The organism is Campylobacter concisus, from assembly GCF_002913545.1.
In the GTDB taxonomy this organism is placed as follows: Bacteria; Campylobacterota; Campylobacteria; order Campylobacterales; family Campylobacteraceae; genus Campylobacter_A; species Campylobacter_A concisus_AV.
Genome location: NZ_PPBR01000012.1, coordinates 50503 through 66216, shown reverse-complemented (window position 1 = coordinate 66216; position 15714 = coordinate 50503). Strand labels below are relative to the sequence as shown.

Below are 15714 nucleotides of genomic sequence, written 5' to 3'. Positions count from 1 at the left end.
TAACCGAAAAACTGCTAGAAGATGGCATAAATAAAATCGGTCTTGGACCACAAGGCATGAGCGGTGCAAGCTCTGTGATGGGCGTGCATATAGAAAACTGCGCCCGCCATCCAAGCGTAATCGCAGTCGCCGTAAATGTGGGCTGTTGGTCGCACCGCAAAGGCCACATCGTCTGGGATGCAGATCTAAATTTCGATGTAAAATCGCACAAGGAGTTCGCGCTATGAGTAAGAAAATTTTAACCACGCCAATAAGCGCTGATGATCTTTCAAACATCAAAATCGGCGACGTGATCTATCTAACTGGACACATCGTCACTTGCCGCGACGTGCCGCACAGACGCGTCGTAGAGGAGGGTAGAGAGCTGCCACTAGATATCAAAGGTGGTGCGATCCTACACGCAGGACCAATCATCAGAAAAACAGGCGAAAAAAGCTTTGAGATGGTCTCAGTAGGACCTACAACTAGCATGAGAATGGAGAAATTTGAGCGAGAATTTATCGCAAAAACTGGCGTTCGTCTCATCGTGGGCAAAGGCGGTATGGGTGAGGGCACGATGAGCGGTTGCAAGGAGTTTGGCGCTGTTCACTGCGTATTTCCAGCAGGCTGTGCGGTGGTGGCCGCAACGCAGGTTGAAGAGATAGAGAATGCGGACTGGACGGAGCTTGGTATGCCTGAGACTCTTTGGAAGTGCCGTGTAAAAGAGTTTGGCCCGTTAATAGTCTCCATAGACGCACACGGAAATAATCTTTTTGAGCAAAATAAGGTCAAATTTAACGAGAAAAGAGACGAGGCATTAGCTGAAATTTTACCGCAAGTAGGGTTTATAAAGTAAGATTGTATGAAATTGTAGATGTGAGATAGTTTTGCTTATCTCACATCATATTTAGATTATTTTGTATTGTTTTCTAAAAGTTCATTTAAGTCGTTCTCATCAAATCCTATCATTTTTACAACGTTTTTAATGAACATCTTTTCAGTTACGTGAAAATTTCCATCTATGTTCGCAAGTGCTATCATATCTAGCACTAATGCTAGAGACTCATCAAAATTCTCTTTAAAAACCGAATAATCCACTGCAACTTTCTCTTTTGATCCAATTTGTTCAATTAGTTGCATTTGGTCTTCGTTAGACAATAAAGAGTTTTCTATAAGATTTTGTAAATGTACTACTTCGCTGTCATCTATTTTTCCGTCTATTTTCATCAAATTTATTAAAATTTGGATTTTGGTTTTTATAATACTTGTGCCTTGTGTTAAATCTTGGTATGCGGATTTTAAATCATCTGCAGCTAGTTGCATTTGTGCAACACCGTCACTAATTTTGGCTAGATCATCAGATGTGGTTTCATACTCTATCTGTTTTGAAAAAATAAAATCGGCTTTTTTGCCTATTTTATCGGTACTTATTTTTGACCATGCAGCCATAGCTGCCGCACCAGCTACTGGAAGCCATTTTGCAACCATAGATTTAGCCAGCTGTTGTGTTATTTTGCCACCTAGCATTGCTACTATTTTTTGTATAACTCTAGCTCCAGCACGTTTTACTAAAATTTTTTGTCCATGCACCACGACTAGTCCAGTTGCTACATTACCACTTGCACCAAATAGCACATCTAAAATCAGTTCATTACTAGCTGTCTTACCATGAGCCTTAGCAATATCAGCTACCATAGTCATTTGGTTTCTAATTATAGCTATGATTTCAGGCACAGCTGCAGCCATACCCCAAGGACCTGGTATCAAACCTGCTCCTCCAGAAATAGCAGCATTTTTGTAGCTGCAACTAGATATTAGGCCATTCACATCGCTGACGCTTGGAAGCGGATTATTCTCATAGTATTCTTCTCTACTATTAATTACGCTTGTTAGCGCACTATTAATGCCTTCTGTAATTTTACTTTCTACTGCATTTACCATAGTTGTTTCCTTTCTTTTAAGGTAATTTTGCAGGTAAAACTATATCGTTTTTTTTTTTTTTGTAAAGTCAATATCTGTGCTAAGAATTAGCACTTTTTACATAAACTTTCACTTTAACTCGCCCCAGTTTTTGGCGATATTTAGCGATGTTTTAAGTGGCACATTTAAAGTGTAAATTTCCTCCATTGTCTTTTGCGTCGCCTTACCAAATTCCTGCGCAAACTCGTCTTTTACTTCAAAGATCAGCTCGTCGTGGATCTGAAGCAACATTTTTGCATTTTCATCTAAATTTGCTCTAACTTTTACCATAGCCATCTTAACTAGATCTGCCGCAGAGCCTTGAAAGACCGTATTTACCGCTTCGCGTTCAAACATCGCTATTTGCATAGGCGTAGCGCTTTTAAAATCAAAGTAGCGCTTTCTGCCAAGTAGTGTCTGCACAAAGCCATCGTTTTTAGCTGAAATTTTTATGCTCTCTAAAAACTCTTTGATCGTTGCAAACGCCTTAAAATAGCGCTCTATATACTCTTTTGCCTCGGCTCTTGTGATATTTACTTGATTTGCCAGCTTGCTTGAGCCCATGCCATAAATGAGGCCAAAATTTATGCTCTTTGCCACGGCTCTATTTTGCCCGTCGCTGCTACCAAATATGCTAATAGCCGTCCTTGCGTGGATATCCTCATCATTTTTAAACGCCTCAAGCAGCGCAGGATCACGGCTAAAGTGAGCTAGCAGTCTAAGCTCGATCTGGCTGTAGTCAAGCCCCACAAAGCTATATCCCTCGCGCGCCTCAAAGCACTCTCTGACGTCCTTTGCGAGGCTGCCACGAGCCGGGATATTTTGTAAATTTGGATTTTTACTTGAAAGCCTGCCGGTACTCGTGCCAGTTTGCAAAAAGCTCGTGTAAATTCGCGAACCCTCATCCTTTTTCGCAAGCGCTAAAAGTGGCTCGCAGTAGGTGCTTTGCAGTTTATATAGCTCTCTGTAAGCCAAAATTTTCTCTATCACCGGATGAGCGTCCGTAAGCTCAGCTAGCACGCTCTCATCGGTGCTATATCCTGTTTTTGTCTTCTTTTTGGTTGGGAGTTTTAGGTGTTCAAAAAGTATGACGCCAAGCTGTTTTACGGAGTTTATATTGAAATTTTCGCCGCTTAGCTCGTAAATTTCACTTGTTAGTGCCTTTAGTTTGGTGTCGTTTTCAAGGATGAGCTTTTGCATCTTAGCTTCATTTATCTTGATGCCGTTTTGCTCCATGTCAAATAGCGTGAGGATAAAAGGAAACTCATGCGTATCGGCAAGCGCTAGTAAATTTTTATCAAGCGTGTTTTGAAAAGTTTTATAAAATTTAAGCGTTATCCAAGCGTCCTCACTCGCGTATTTGGCGGCATTTTCTAGGGGCACATTGCCAAAAGTTTGTCCCTTTTTGACCACATCTTCAAATTTGATCGTGTCATAGTCATAAAGCCTCTTTGCTAGCGCGTCCATGCCCACACTTGAGTTTGGATCGCTAAGCCACGCAAGTATCATCGTATCTTTAAAATTTGCTGGGGGATTAAGGCCAAGGTTGTTTTTCACGATCTCAAAGTCATATTTTAAATTTTGTCCGATCACACAGCCTTTATAAATTTGTCCTACCGCCCAAGTGGCAAATTTTAGGTCTATTTGCTTTGGCGCGCCTAGGTAGTTGTGAGCCACTGGCACGTAGTAGGCGTCCTCGTCGTTAAAGCAAAAGCTAAAACCAACGATCTTTGCGCTCTTGCTATCAACGCCCGTGGTCTCGGTGTCAAAGGCGACGATGGTCTCTGGCGTGACGCTTGAGAGCAGCTTTTCTATGCTTGCCTCATCAAGTAGTAAATTTGCTCTAAAGCCAAGCTTAAATTCAGCATTTTCTTCTTTTTGCAAGCTCTTAAGAAGCCTGTTTAGATCGTATTCTTTTAAAATTTCTGAGATGTTTATCAAAGGATTTTGCTCTGGAAATTTAGAGTGCTCTAGATCAAGCGAAGTGATCGCGTCATCAAAGAGTGTGGCTAGTTTTTTGCTCAAAAACGCCTCGTCCCTTGCGGCTGCTAGCATATTTTTGGTGCGCTCGTTTCTAAGAAGGGCTAAATTTTCATAAATTCCCTCTAAGCTACCATACTCAGCCAAAAGCTTCTTAGCTCCCACTGCGCCGATACCTTTGACGCCTGGGATGTTGTCTGAGCTATCGCCTGCGATGGCTAAAAAGTCCCTTACCTGAGCTGGATAGACGCCATACTTTTCAAAGCAGCTAGCGCTATCGTGGTCGATCTTGCTTTGTGGGCTGTAGATGCTCACTTTGCCGTCTTCTATGAGCTGGTAAAGGTCTTTATCATGCGTGACTATGCGCACAAATATATCTTTATCTTTGCAAATTTTAACCGCACTTGCGATGATATCATCAGCCTCGTAGCCCTCACGGCTAAGGCTGTAAAGTCCCATTTTTTCTATCATATCTATGCAAACTGGCAGCTGCTCTTTTAGCTGAGCTGGCGGCTCGCTCCTGTTTGCCTTGTATTCGCCCAAAATTTCGTGGCGCAGGGTCTTGCCCTTGCTATCAAGTGCGAAGATGAGGTAGTCGCTTTGGTACTCATCTTTTAGGCTCGCTATGAAATTTGCAAAGCCGCTTATCATGCCACTTGGCTTGCCCTCTCTGTTTTTAAGCCCGCTCATAGCGTAGTAAAGCCTAAAAAAGAAGCCAAAAGTATCAATAATCGTAAGTGTTTTCATTCTCTATCCTTTTGCGCCATTTTATGAAATTTAGGCAAAAATTTGGCTGATTTTATAAATTTATCAGACGCTAAAAGCAAAGTGAGATTTTAAACGCAAAACAAATTTTAATCATTTAAAAGATATAATCTCGCCTAAAATTCAAACTAAATAATAGATAAATTTAAGGTAAAAAATGTTTATAGATAGCGTGAAATTAACCCTAAGCTCAGGCCATGGCGGAGCTGGTGCAGTAAGCTTTCGCCGCGAAAAGCACGTCATTTTAGGCGGCCCAGACGGCGGTGATGGCGGTGATGGCGGAGATGTCTATTTTGTCTGCGACAATAACACCCACACACTAGCAAACTACAAGGGCAAAAAGGCGATGAGAGCAAGCGACGGCGAGGCTGGCATGGGCAAAAGAATGACTGGCAAAAAGGGCGAGAGCTTAGAGCTCATCGTGCCACCAGGAACGGCGGTCTATGACGCACAGACAAACGAGCTGCTTTGCGACATGGTAGAAGAGGGGCAAAGGACACTATTTTTAAAAGGCGGCAAGGGCGGACTAGGAAATTTTCACTTTAAAAACTCTATCAACCAAGCCCCAGAATACGCTCAAAAGGGCATGCCAGAAGAGAGCGTAGAGGCCAGACTCGAGCTAAAGCTGATAGCTGACGTGGGACTTGTTGGCTTTCCAAATGTCGGTAAATCAACCCTCATCTCAGCCGTCTCAAACGCCAAACCACAGATCGCAAACTACGAATTTACCACGCTTACGCCAAAGCTTGGACTTGTTGAAGTCGATGAGTTTAGCGGCTTTGTCATGGCCGATATCCCTGGCATCATCGAGGGAGCTAGCGACGGACGAGGCCTTGGCGTGCAGTTTTTAAAGCATATCGAGAGAAATAAAATTTTACTTTTCATGATAGATAGTGCGAACTACAGAAGCATGAGCGAGCAGTTTAGCGTGCTAAAAGAGGAGGTCGCTAAATTTTCAAGTGTGCTTGCTAGCAGGGACTATGCTATCGCTGTCACCAGAGTCGATGCGGCTGAAAATTTAGATGAAAATATAAAAGAATTTATGAAAAGTATAAATTTAGAGCCAAATCAAGTTGGTAAATTTGTCTATAAGCAAGACCTATACAGCTTTGATGCGAAAAAACCATACTTTGTTTTGCCAATCTCATCAGCGACAAACGAGAACATCGACGAGCTTAAATTTGCACTGCTTGAGCTGCTAAAAAAAGAGCTTTGAGTTGCGAATTTTTAGTGCTTTGAACTTAGAAATTTAAGAAGATAAAATGAAGAAAATTTTTTGCATTATGTTATTTTGCCTTGGTGCATATAGCTGTGATCCAGCGGATCCAATATATATGTTTTTGGATTTTAATGACATAGATCGCGACGGCATGCTAAATTTAGATGAGTGGGTGGCGTGCAAGGCGCCATCTGAGCTAAAAATAGCACCAGATCTATGCACTAGTGATGAATTTAAAAGGCTGGATCTTGATCGTAGTGGCAAAGTTAGCGTTAATGAGCTAAGAAATTTAGTATTGCAAAAGATTAGTTGGCAGAAAGATCCATGCGCCTCTTGGCCGCCAAGCAGGCAAAACGCAGATCAAAATAAAAGTCGTTGAAATTTAAAGGAAAGTGATGAATGTAGTTTTTATGGGGACGCCTGACTATGCCGTTAGGATACTTAGGCACCTAAAAGAGGCTGGCTTTAATATAAAAGCGGTCTTTACCCAGCCTGATAAGCCAGTTGGCAGAAAGCAAATTTTAACTCCAAGCGAGGTCAAAATTTACGCGCAAAACGAGCTAGTAGGCGTGCCAGTCTTTACACCAAATACACTAAAAGATGAGGCGGTGGTTGCCGAGCTAAAGGCATTTGATCCTAAATTTATCGTTGTGGCAGCTTATGGCAAAATTTTGCCTGGGAGCGTGCTTGACGTGGCAACTTGTATAAATTTACACGCCTCGATCTTGCCAAAATATAGAGGTGCTAGCCCCATTCAAAGCGCGATCCTAGCAGGCGAGAAGCAAACTGGCGTCACAGCTATGCTAATGGACGCTGGCCTTGATACTGGCGATATGTTAGACTTCATCTACACGCCTTGCGAAAACAAGATGTCAAGCGAGCTTTTTAGTGAGCTTGGCGAGCTTGGCGGTGAGCTAATCGTAAAAGTGCTTAAGAATTTTGAAAATTTAAAGCCACAAAAGCAAGACGACGCGCAGGCCTCGCACTGCAAAAAGATAAGTAAGAGCGACGGGCTTTTTAGCTTTGACGAAGAGGCGGGGCAAATTTATAATAAATTTCGTGCGCTCACACCTTGGCCGGGGCTTTATCTGGCAAGTGGGCTAAAAATTTTATCGCTTGAGCTAAGCGAAAAAAGTGGCAAAAGCGGAGAAATTTTAAGCATAGAAAAGGACCACGTCGTGGTTGCTTGCAAGGGTGGGGCGGTCAAAATTTACGAGCTTCAAGAGCCAAGCAAAAAGCCAACAAACGCAAAAGCATATATAAATGGTAAGCGCCTTAGCGTCGGCGATGAATTAAAATAAATTTAAAGGAGAGGTTATGAAAAATGCGTTAAGTATAGCAGGGGTTGATCCAAGTGGCGGAGCTGGAGTTTTAGCTGATATAAAGGTATTTATAGCACACGGCGTATATGCGATGGGAGCGATCACGGCGGTCACTGCTCAAAATACAAAGGGCATATTTGGCATGCAGTTAGTTGAGCCAAAGCTCATCGAGGATCAGATAAAAGCGATATTTGATGATATAAGAGTTGATGTGATAAAAATAGGCGTTGTCCCAAGCGTTGAGATCATCAAAAGCGTCGCAAAAACGCTAAGAGAGATCAAAAATTTACCGCCAGTCGTGCTTGATCCTGTCATGAGCTGTAAAAATGGCGACATCTGGCTAGAGGGCGCTGCAAAAGACGCGATCGTGGAGGAGCTTTTCCCGCTTGCAAGCGTGATCACGCCAAATATCTTTGAAGCGCGCGAAATTTTAAAGCGTGAGCTAAAAGGCGAGAGCGAGCTAAAAGAGGCTTGCAAGGAGCTTTTGAAATTTGGTACAAAGAGCGTCTATCTAAAATGTGGCGAGATAGAAGGCAAGTCGCTTGATATATTTTATGATGGCAGTGAGTATGAAATTTTTAGCGATGAGCGCATAAAAACAACCGCGACACATGGCTCAGGCTGCTCGCTATCAAGTGCGATCGCTTCAAATTTAGCAAATGGGCTTAGTCTAAAAGAAAGCGTAAAAAACGCGCATGATTATATCTTTAACGCTATCAAAAATGCAGTCATCATCGGTGGCGGACAAAATCCGGTAAATCACTTCTATAAATTTAAGGTGTGATTTGAAAGTAGAGTTTTTTCAAAGCCTGCCTTCGACGCAGGAATTTTTGATAGAAGCCCTAAAAAACGGAGAGATAAAGCCACCGCACATGATCGTGGCGCACAATCAAACTAAAGGGGTCGGCAGCCGCGGCAACAGCTGGGAGGGGCTTGGTGGAAATTTGTTTATGTCATTTTGCATAAGCGAAGACGAGCTGCCAAGCGACATACCTCCGCCCTCGATCTCGATATATTTTTCTATGTTGATGCGTGAAGTCTTGAGCGAACTTGGCTCAAAGTGCTGGCTAAAATGGCCAAATGATTTTTACGTGGACGAGCGTAAAATAGGCGGCACTTTGACAAATAAAGTGGATGAAATTTACATTTGCGGCATGGGTATAAATTTAGCTAGCGCACCCGAAAACGCGGGCATTTTGGATATCAAAACTAGCGTAGACGAGCTAGTTTGGGGCTTTGTTAGCATGCTTGATAAAAAGATTTTATGGAAGCCAATTTTTAGCAAATTTAGGATAGACTTTTGCAAGTCAAAAAGTTTTATTACGCATATTGCAAATAGAGCTGTTTCGCTTCAGGATGCTGAAATTTGCGAGGATGGAGCGATATTATTAAATGGGGAAAAGGTATATTCGTTAAGATGAGCGAGATAATAACAATAGCTAACCAAAAAGGCGGCGTTGGCAAGACCACAACGGCCGTAAATTTAGCCGCATCACTGGCGGTTGCTGAGAAAAAAGTATTATTAATAGACATCGATCCACAGGCAAACGCGACGACTGGACTTGGTTTTAGCAGAAGCGATTATGAGTTTAACATCTATCACGTCTTAACAGATAGGAAAAAGCTCTCACAAATAGTGTTAAAAACTGAAATCCCAACGCTTTTTCTAGCTCCGTCAAACATCGGACTTGTCGGCATCGAGCAAGAATTTAACGATCAAAGCAAAGACTATAAACTAATCCTTAAAAACAAAATTTCAGAAGTTGTAGATGACTATGATTTTATCATCATCGATAGTCCTCCAGCGCTTGGTAGCATCACGATAAATGCTCTTAGTGCAAGCGATAGTGTGATCATCCCGATCCAGTGCGAATTTTACGCACTTGAGGGCTTGGCGCAGATCTTAAACACAGTTAAGATCATCAAAAAAACGATAAATCCAAAGCTAAATATAAAGGGCTTTTTGCCAACTATGTTTAGCTCGCAAAACAATCTCTCAAAAGAGACTATTGCAAATTTAAAGCAGCATTTTGAAAATAAGCTCTTTAAGAGCAAGGACGGCAAAGAGGAATTTGTAGTCGTTCCAAGAAACGTAAAACTTGCTGAAAGTCCAAGTTTTGGCAAGCCGGTTATACTTTATGATATAAAATCACCAGGCTCGATCGCATATCAAAATTTGGCGTATTGCATTTTAAACTAAAAAATAAGGAAAAAAATGGCGAAAAAAGGTGGATTAGGGCGCGGACTTAGCGCGATACTTGAAGATGTAGAGCAGGCCTACAGCAAAGAGATCGCAAATTTAAACAACTCTGAGATAGTCGAAGAGATAAACATAGATGAAATTTTACCAAACCCTTACCAGCCAAGGACGCATTTTGACGAAGAGGCTTTAAAAGAGCTAAGTGCCAGCATCAAAAGGCACGGTCTCATACAACCAATAATCGTCATCAAAAAAGATGACGGCTATATGCTAATAGCTGGTGAGCGTAGATACCGCGCCACAAAGATGCTCGGAGCAAGCAAGATAAAGGCGATCATCGCTGATATCAAGTCTCAAAATTTAAGAGAGCTTGCGCTTATCGAAAATATACAACGCGAAAATTTAAATCCAATTGAACTTGCAAAGTCATATAAAGAGCTCATAAATGAGTATAGGATCACACAAGATGGCTTAGCAAACATCATCCATAAGAGCAGAACCCAGATAACAAATACAATGAGGCTCTTGCTGCTTAGCGACTACACACAAAGACTTTTGCAAGAAGACAAGCTCACGCAAGGCCACGCTAAAGTCATCGTAGGACTTAGTAGCGAAGAAGAAAAAATGGTCGTTGATACGATCATCGGACAAAAACTAAGTGTTAGAGATACAGAAATTTTAGTAAAAAAGATAAAAAATAAAGAAGAAGTAAAAGAGCCAAAACCTCAAATTTCAGAGGAAATGAGCAAAAAATTGTCAAATTTACAAGAAATTTTTAAAAATTTAAAGATAAAGACGAAGGTAAAATCTAAAAATTTAATATTAGAATTTAGCGATATTTCACAGGTAGAAGAATTTATAGCTAAGCTAAAATAGAATTACAAATTTATTTTTATTTTTAGTATTTTATTGTAAAATCAGACTTTGATTTGAATATTAAACAAAACTTAATAACAAAATAAGGAGAGTGGATGTTAGAAATAGATGTGCCATTGATGCTTTTAACGGCTATCGTTTTCTTTGTCTTGATCGCCATTTTAAATCCTTTGCTATACAAGCCAATGCTTAAATTTATAGATGACAGAAATGCCTCTATAAAAAATGACGAAGAGAGCACTAGCAAAAATGCAAGCGACTTAAGCGTTCATGAAAAAGAGATCGAAGAGATCATACAAAATGCAAGATCTGAGGCTAACAAAATAAGACAAGAAGCCTTAAATTTGGCAAAAGAAGAGTCTTTAAAAGAGATAAATGCGGTAAAAAGTAGTTTAGAGGCTGATTATAATGAGTTTTTAAACGCTTTAAGCTCTCAAAAAGATAGCCTAAAGGCAGATCTATCAGCTAAACTACCTGAACTTAGAGCAGCTTTAAACGCTAAGCTCTCTAAAATTTAAAGGAAATTTATGAAGATAAAAATTTTATTTTTTCTAGCACTTCCATTTCTAGCATACGCTAGCGAGCATGGCGGAACAAACTACGACATAGTCGAGAGAACGCTAAACTTCTTACTTTTCTTTGCTATTTTGGTCTATTTTGCTGCCAAGCCACTAAAAGCTCTTTATCAAAGCAGGATCGATAGAATCGCAAATAAGCTTGAGAGTATCCAAGAGAAGCTTCGTGAGTCAAAAGCTAAAAAAGATGACGTTTTAAAGCGTGTAGAAGAGGCTAAGCAAAATGCAAATGCTCTAATCGAAACTGCGAAAAAAGAGGCTGTAAATTTAGCTGCTAAAGTTAAAAAAGAGGCTCAAAACGATATTGCAAATATCGAAAAAGGCTACAAAGAGCAAAAAGAATTTGAAGAGCGCAAGATGACAAAAGGCGTTGTAAATGAAATTTTGAGCGACATTTTCTCAAGTGATAGCCTAAAAGTCGATCAAAAAGAGCTTGTAAATATCATACTTAAAAAGGTTAGCTAATGAATGAAGTAGTAGCTAAAAAATACGTAAAGGCGATCTTAAGCGACGTAAAGTCTAATGAACTTAATGCATTTGTTGAAAATTTATCAGAGCTAGCTGCTGCTTTTGCTAGCGATAAATTTAAAAGCATTATAAGTTTGCCGACATTAAAGGCTTCACAAAAGGTTGAATTTGTACTATCTTTGGTTAAAAATCAAGATGTTAAATTTGCAAATTTTATAAAGCTTCTTGGTGCAAACAAAAGGCTAGAGCTTATACCTGCGATACTAGACGAGATGAAGATAGAGCAATCTTTGCTTGAAAATACATATCGCGGAGAGGTTGTTGGAAATTTTGATCTAAGCGCTGAGCAACTAAAAGCTTTGGAAGAGAATTTCTCTAAGAAATTTAACTCTAAGATCAAGCTTGATGGCTCAAAGAGCGATTACAACGGTGTAAAAGTTGAGTTAGACGATTTAGGTGTCGAGGTAAATTTCTCTATCGACAGACTAAAAAGTCAAATGAGTGAATATATATTAAAAGCAATTTAAAAAGGAGTGAAAGCGTGAGTGCAAAAATTAAAGCTGACGAAATTAGCACGATAATCAAAGAGCGTATTGAAAATTTTGATTTAAGTGTTGATGTAGAAGAGACCGGTAAAGTCATCTCAGTCGCTGATGGCGTTGCTAACGTTTATGGTTTGAAAAACGTTATGGCTGGTGAGATGGTTGAGTTTGAAAGCGGCGAAAAGGGTATGGCTCTTAACCTTGAAGAGAGCAGTGTTGGTATAGTTATCCTTGGAAAAACTAGCGGTATCACAGAAGGAAGCTCTGTAAAAAGACTTAAAAAACTTCTACGTGTGCCAGTTGGCGACGCATTGATCGGCCGTGTTGTAAATTCACTTGGTGAGCCAATCGACGCAAAAGGTCCAATCGAAGCTACCGAATCTCGCTTTGTCGAAGAAAAAGCAAAAGGTATCATGGCTAGAAAAAGCGTTCATGAGCCACTTCAAACAGGCATTAAAGCTATCGACGCACTTGTGCCAATCGGTAGAGGCCAAAGAGAGCTAATCATCGGCGACCGCCAAACTGGTAAAACAACAGTTGCTATCGATACTATCATCAACCAAAAAGGTCAAGATGTCATTTGTATCTATGTAGCTATCGGTCAAAAACAATCAACCGTTGCTCAAGTCGTTAAAAAACTCGAAGAGTACGGCGCTATGGACTACACAATAGTTGTAAACGCTGGTGCTAGTGACGCAGCTGCGCTTCAATACCTTGCACCATACGCTGGTGTAACAATGGGTGAATACTTTAGAGATAACTCTCGCCACGCGTTAATCATCTATGATGACTTGTCAAAACACGCGGTTGCTTACCGTGAGATGTCTTTGATCTTAAGAAGACCACCAGGTCGTGAAGCTTACCCAGGTGATGTTTTCTACCTTCACTCAAGACTTCTAGAAAGAGCAAGTAAGCTAAATGACGCACTAGGTGCTGGATCTTTAACAGCTCTGCCTATTATCGAGACACAAGCAGGCGACGTTTCAGCTTATATTCCAACAAACGTTATTTCTATTACAGATGGTCAAATTTTCCTTGAAAGTGACCTATTTAACTCAGGTATCCGCCCAGCGATCAACGTTGGTCTTTCTGTATCTCGTGTCGGTGGTGCAGCTCAGATAAAAGCTATCAAACAAGTATCTGGCACGCTAAGACTAGACCTTGCTCAGTACCGCGAACTACAAGCATTTGCTCAGTTTGCAAGTGACCTTGACGAGAGCTCAAGAAAACAACTAGAGCGCGGTCAAAAGATGGTTGAAGTACTAAAACAACCTCCATATTCTCCGCTTCCAGTTGAGAATCAAGTAGTTATTATATTTGCTGGTGCTAAGGGTTATTTAGATGACGTTGCAACTGCAAATGTAACAAAATTTGAAGCAGAGCTATATCCATATATCGAGGCAAAATACCCTGAAATTTTTGAGCAGATCAGAACTAAAAAAGTTCTTGATAAAGAAGTAGAAGAAATTTTACATAAAGCGTTGAAAGATTTTAAAGCGACTTTTGCCGCTAACTAGGGCTAAGATATGTCAAATTTAAAAGATATAAAACGAAAGATCAAGAGCGTCCAAAACACTCAAAAGACGACGCGCGCGATGAAGCTTGTCTCAACAGCAAAGCTTCGCAAAGCTGAAGAGGCTGCACGCTACTCTAGAGTTTACGCACTTAAGATCAATGAGGTTTTATCGGAGATAGCTTATAAGATCAATCAATACGCTTCAGTTATGACTGAGAGTAAATTTTTTAACACAACAAAGAGTGTAGAAAAGGTTGATATTATATTTGTTACCGCTGATAAAGGGCTTTGCGGTGGCTTTAATGTCCAGACTATAAAGACAGTTAGGCGCATGATCGATGAGCTAAAAGCCAAAAAGATCAAAGTTAGACTAAGAGCTGTTGGTAAAAAAGGCATTGAATTTTTCAATTTCCAAGGTGTTGAACTACTTGAGACTTATGTCGGAGCTAGCTCTTCTCCTACTTATGAAAAAGCTCAAAAGATCATAAAAGACGCTATTGATGATTTTACAAACGGCATAACAGATAAGGTTGTGCTAATACACAATGGCTATAAAAATATGATTTCTCAAGAGATTAGAATAAATGATATTGTGCCTATAGAGCCGTCTAAGATAGTTGCGGTTGAGACAAATTCTTTGATGGAATTTGAGCCAGAGGACAACTATACTAAGATTATGGATGAATTGCTCAATAAATATTTTGAGTATAGTATGTATTATGCTTTAGTTGACTCTTTAGCGGCTGAGCACAGCGCTAGAATGCAAGCTATGGATAATGCAACAAACAATGCTAAACAACGTGTCAAACAGTTAAATCTTGCTTACAACAAAGCAAGACAAGAGTCTATTACCACTGAGCTTATCGAGATCATCAGTGGTGTTGAATCAATGAAATAAAAGGAGTATGAATGAAGGGTGTTATTAGTCAAGTTATGGGCCCTGTGGTCGATGTTGACTTTAATGACTACTTGCCGAAGATCAATGAAGCTATCGAAGTTTTCTTTGAGGTTGAGGGCAAGAAACATAAACTAATATTAGAAGTTGCTGCTCACCTAGGTGATAATAGAGTTAGAACGATCGCTATGGATATGAGCGAGGGTCTGACTCGTGGCTTAGAGGCTAAAGCGCTTGGTGCACCTATAAGTGTGCCAGTTGGCGAAAAAGTTTTGGGTAGAATTTTTAACGTAGTTGGCGATTTGATCGACGAGGGCGAGGGTATAAATTTTGATAAGCACTGGTCTATCCACCGCGATCCTCCTCCATTTGAAGAGCAAAGTACAAAGAGTGAAATTTTCGAAACTGGTATCAAGGTAGTTGATCTTCTAGCTCCTTATGCAAAGGGTGGTAAAGTTGGTCTATTTGGTGGTGCTGGTGTTGGTAAAACGGTTATTATTATGGAGCTTATCCACAACGTTGCGTTTAAACATAGCGGTTACTCTGTATTTGCAGGCGTTGGTGAGAGAACTCGTGAAGGAAACGACCTTTATCACGAAATGAAAGAAAGTAACGTTTTGGATAAAGTTGCCTTGTGCTATGGTCAAATGAACGAGCCACCAGGAGCAAGAAACCGTATCGCTCTAACTGGTCTTACAATGGCTGAGTACTTCCGTGATGAGATGGGACTTGACGTTTTGATGTTTATCGATAACATCTTCCGTTTTTCTCAATCAGGTGCAGAGATGTCAGCTCTACTTGGACGTATCCCATCAGCTGTTGGTTATCAGCCAACTCTTGCAAGTGAGATGGGTAAATTCCAAGAAAGGATCACATCAACCAAAAAAGGTTCGATTACCTCTGTTCAAGCTGTTTATGTTCCAGCTGACGACCTTACAGACCCAGCTCCTGCAACTGTTTTTGCTCACCTTGACGCTACGACAGTTCTTAACAGATCGATTGCAGAAAAAGGTATCTATCCAGCTGTTGATCCACTTGATTCAACATCAAGAATGCTCGATCCTCAAATTTTAGGAGCAGATCACTATAAGGTAGCTCGCGGCGTTCAAGCTGTGCTTCAAAAATATAAAGATCTTCAAGATATCATCGCTATCCTTGGTATGGACGAGCTTAGCGAAGAAGATAAGCTAACAGTTGATAGAGCAAGAAAGATAGAAAGATTCTTGTCTCAACCATTCTTCGTTGCTGAAGTATTTACAGGCAGCCCTGGTAAATATGTAAGTCTTGACGAAAATATCGCTGGCTTTAAGGGAATTTTAGAAGGTAAATATGATCATTTGCCAGAAGCAGCATTTTATATGGTTGGAAATATAGATGAGGCTTTAGCTAAAGCTGAGAAACTTAAGGCTTAAATTTAA

Annotated in this window: 17 protein-coding genes; 15 read left to right on the top strand and 2 right to left on the bottom strand. The window is 40.5% G+C overall.

What is annotated here, in order from left to right; translation table 11 throughout:
- Together CYP05_RS01340 and ttdB are read left to right on the top strand one after the other, a co-directional pair.
- The coding region (locus CYP05_RS01340) for a fumarate hydratase (protein WP_181001141.1) at positions 1–227 on the top strand (227 nt) is incomplete at its 5' end.
- Entirely contained in the window at positions 224–835 is a 612-nt protein-coding gene (gene ttdB, locus CYP05_RS01335; protein ID WP_103641764.1) for a L(+)-tartrate dehydratase subunit beta, read from the top strand. The genes CYP05_RS01340 and ttdB, both read left to right, overlap by 4 nt.
- Positions 836–891: 56 nt before the next feature.
- Here ttdB and CYP05_RS01330 read toward each other — a convergent pair whose 3' ends face one another.
- Positions 892–1920 (bottom strand): TerB family tellurite resistance protein, encoded by a 1029-nt coding sequence (locus CYP05_RS01330; protein ID WP_103638310.1) that lies wholly within the window; start codon positions 1918–1920, stop codon positions 892–894.
- Between the two features lie 108 nt (positions 1921–2028).
- Positions 2029–4665, bottom strand: a complete 2637-nt coding sequence (gene polA / locus CYP05_RS01325) for a DNA polymerase I (RefSeq protein WP_103641763.1) — start codon at positions 4663–4665, stop codon at positions 2029–2031.
- A 175-nt stretch (positions 4666–4840) separates the two neighbouring features.
- Between polA and obgE the strand changes: the two genes are divergently transcribed.
- The 13 genes from obgE to atpD all read left to right on the top strand — a co-directional run bounded on the left by obgE (position 4841) and on the right by atpD (position 15708).
- Complete coding sequence (gene obgE, locus CYP05_RS01320; protein ID WP_103641762.1) at positions 4841–5899, top strand: GTPase ObgE; 1059 nt, start codon at positions 4841–4843, stop codon at positions 5897–5899.
- A gap of 46 nt (positions 5900–5945) precedes the next feature.
- Positions 5946–6281 (top strand): GDP-mannose dehydrogenase, encoded by a 336-nt coding sequence (locus CYP05_RS01315; RefSeq protein WP_035160349.1) that lies wholly within the window; start codon positions 5946–5948, stop codon positions 6279–6281.
- Positions 6282–6297: 16 nt separating this feature from the next.
- The gene (gene fmt / locus CYP05_RS01310) at positions 6298–7203 is read left to right on the top strand and encodes a methionyl-tRNA formyltransferase (RefSeq protein WP_103641761.1); all 906 of its coding nucleotides are present in this window, start codon (positions 6298–6300) and stop codon (positions 7201–7203) included.
- A gap of 16 nt (positions 7204–7219) precedes the next feature.
- Complete coding sequence (thiD, locus tag CYP05_RS01305) at positions 7220–8008, top strand: bifunctional hydroxymethylpyrimidine kinase/phosphomethylpyrimidine kinase (RefSeq protein ID WP_103641760.1); 789 nt, start codon at positions 7220–7222, stop codon at positions 8006–8008.
- 1 nt (position 8009) lies between these two features.
- On the top strand, positions 8010–8645 hold the full coding sequence (locus CYP05_RS01300; RefSeq protein ID WP_009294349.1) for a biotin--[acetyl-CoA-carboxylase] ligase: 636 nt from the start codon (positions 8010–8012) through the stop codon (positions 8643–8645).
- Entirely contained in the window at positions 8642–9424 is a 783-nt protein-coding gene (locus CYP05_RS01295) for a ParA family protein (protein ID WP_002939402.1), read from the top strand. The genes CYP05_RS01300 and CYP05_RS01295 overlap by 4 nt, the downstream gene beginning before the upstream one ends.
- A gap of 15 nt (positions 9425–9439) precedes the next feature.
- Positions 9440–10300: a ParB/RepB/Spo0J family partition protein gene (locus CYP05_RS01290; protein WP_103641759.1), complete on the top strand. Its 861-nt coding sequence runs from the start codon at positions 9440–9442 to the stop codon at positions 10298–10300.
- A gap of 95 nt (positions 10301–10395) precedes the next feature.
- Positions 10396–10818, top strand: a complete 423-nt coding sequence (locus CYP05_RS01285) for a FoF1 ATP synthase subunit B' (RefSeq protein WP_002939425.1) — start codon at positions 10396–10398, stop codon at positions 10816–10818.
- Positions 10819–10827: 9 nt separating this feature from the next.
- On the top strand, positions 10828–11340 hold the full coding sequence (locus tag CYP05_RS01280) for a F0F1 ATP synthase subunit B (RefSeq protein ID WP_012001332.1): 513 nt from the start codon (positions 10828–10830) through the stop codon (positions 11338–11340).
- Positions 11340–11870: a F0F1 ATP synthase subunit delta gene (locus CYP05_RS01275; protein WP_103578919.1), complete on the top strand. Its 531-nt coding sequence runs from the start codon at positions 11340–11342 to the stop codon at positions 11868–11870. The genes CYP05_RS01280 and CYP05_RS01275 overlap by 1 nt, the downstream gene beginning before the upstream one ends.
- Before the next feature lie 14 nt (positions 11871–11884).
- Complete coding sequence (gene atpA / locus CYP05_RS01270) at positions 11885–13402, top strand: F0F1 ATP synthase subunit alpha (protein WP_009294343.1); 1518 nt, start codon at positions 11885–11887, stop codon at positions 13400–13402.
- Positions 13403–13411: 9 nt separating this feature from the next.
- Complete coding sequence (gene atpG / locus CYP05_RS01265) at positions 13412–14299, top strand: ATP synthase F1 subunit gamma (RefSeq protein WP_103641758.1); 888 nt, start codon at positions 13412–13414, stop codon at positions 14297–14299.
- Positions 14300–14310: 11 nt separating this feature from the next.
- The gene (gene atpD / locus CYP05_RS01260) at positions 14311–15708 is read left to right on the top strand and encodes a F0F1 ATP synthase subunit beta (protein WP_002939420.1); all 1398 of its coding nucleotides are present in this window, start codon (positions 14311–14313) and stop codon (positions 15706–15708) included.
- Positions 15709–15714 lie beyond the last annotated feature (6 nt).

What these genes read in the sequence shown, in the direction of transcription:
- ttdB (WP_103641764.1), top strand. Translation starts at nt 224, where the DNA reads ATGAGTAAGAAAATTTTAACCACGCCAATAAGCGCTGATGATCTTTCA.
- CYP05_RS01330 (WP_103638310.1), bottom strand. Translation starts at nt 1,920, where the DNA reads ATGGTAAATGCAGTAGAAAGTAAAATTACAGAAGGCATTAATAGTGCG.
- polA (WP_103641763.1), bottom strand. Translation starts at nt 4,665, where the DNA reads ATGAAAACACTTACGATTATTGATACTTTTGGCTTCTTTTTTAGGCTT.
- obgE (WP_103641762.1), top strand. Translation starts at nt 4,841, where the DNA reads ATGTTTATAGATAGCGTGAAATTAACCCTAAGCTCAGGCCATGGCGGA.
- CYP05_RS01315 (WP_035160349.1), top strand. Translation starts at nt 5,946, where the DNA reads ATGAAGAAAATTTTTTGCATTATGTTATTTTGCCTTGGTGCATATAGC.
- fmt (WP_103641761.1), top strand. Translation starts at nt 6,298, where the DNA reads ATGAATGTAGTTTTTATGGGGACGCCTGACTATGCCGTTAGGATACTT.
- thiD (WP_103641760.1), top strand. Translation starts at nt 7,220, where the DNA reads ATGAAAAATGCGTTAAGTATAGCAGGGGTTGATCCAAGTGGCGGAGCT.
- CYP05_RS01295 (WP_002939402.1), top strand. Translation starts at nt 8,642, where the DNA reads ATGAGCGAGATAATAACAATAGCTAACCAAAAAGGCGGCGTTGGCAAG.
- CYP05_RS01290 (WP_103641759.1), top strand. Translation starts at nt 9,440, where the DNA reads ATGGCGAAAAAAGGTGGATTAGGGCGCGGACTTAGCGCGATACTTGAA.
- CYP05_RS01285 (WP_002939425.1), top strand. Translation starts at nt 10,396, where the DNA reads ATGTTAGAAATAGATGTGCCATTGATGCTTTTAACGGCTATCGTTTTC.
- CYP05_RS01280 (WP_012001332.1), top strand. Translation starts at nt 10,828, where the DNA reads ATGAAGATAAAAATTTTATTTTTTCTAGCACTTCCATTTCTAGCATAC.
- CYP05_RS01275 (WP_103578919.1), top strand. Translation starts at nt 11,340, where the DNA reads ATGAATGAAGTAGTAGCTAAAAAATACGTAAAGGCGATCTTAAGCGAC.
- atpG (WP_103641758.1), top strand. Translation starts at nt 13,412, where the DNA reads ATGTCAAATTTAAAAGATATAAAACGAAAGATCAAGAGCGTCCAAAAC.
- atpD (WP_002939420.1), top strand. Translation starts at nt 14,311, where the DNA reads ATGAAGGGTGTTATTAGTCAAGTTATGGGCCCTGTGGTCGATGTTGAC.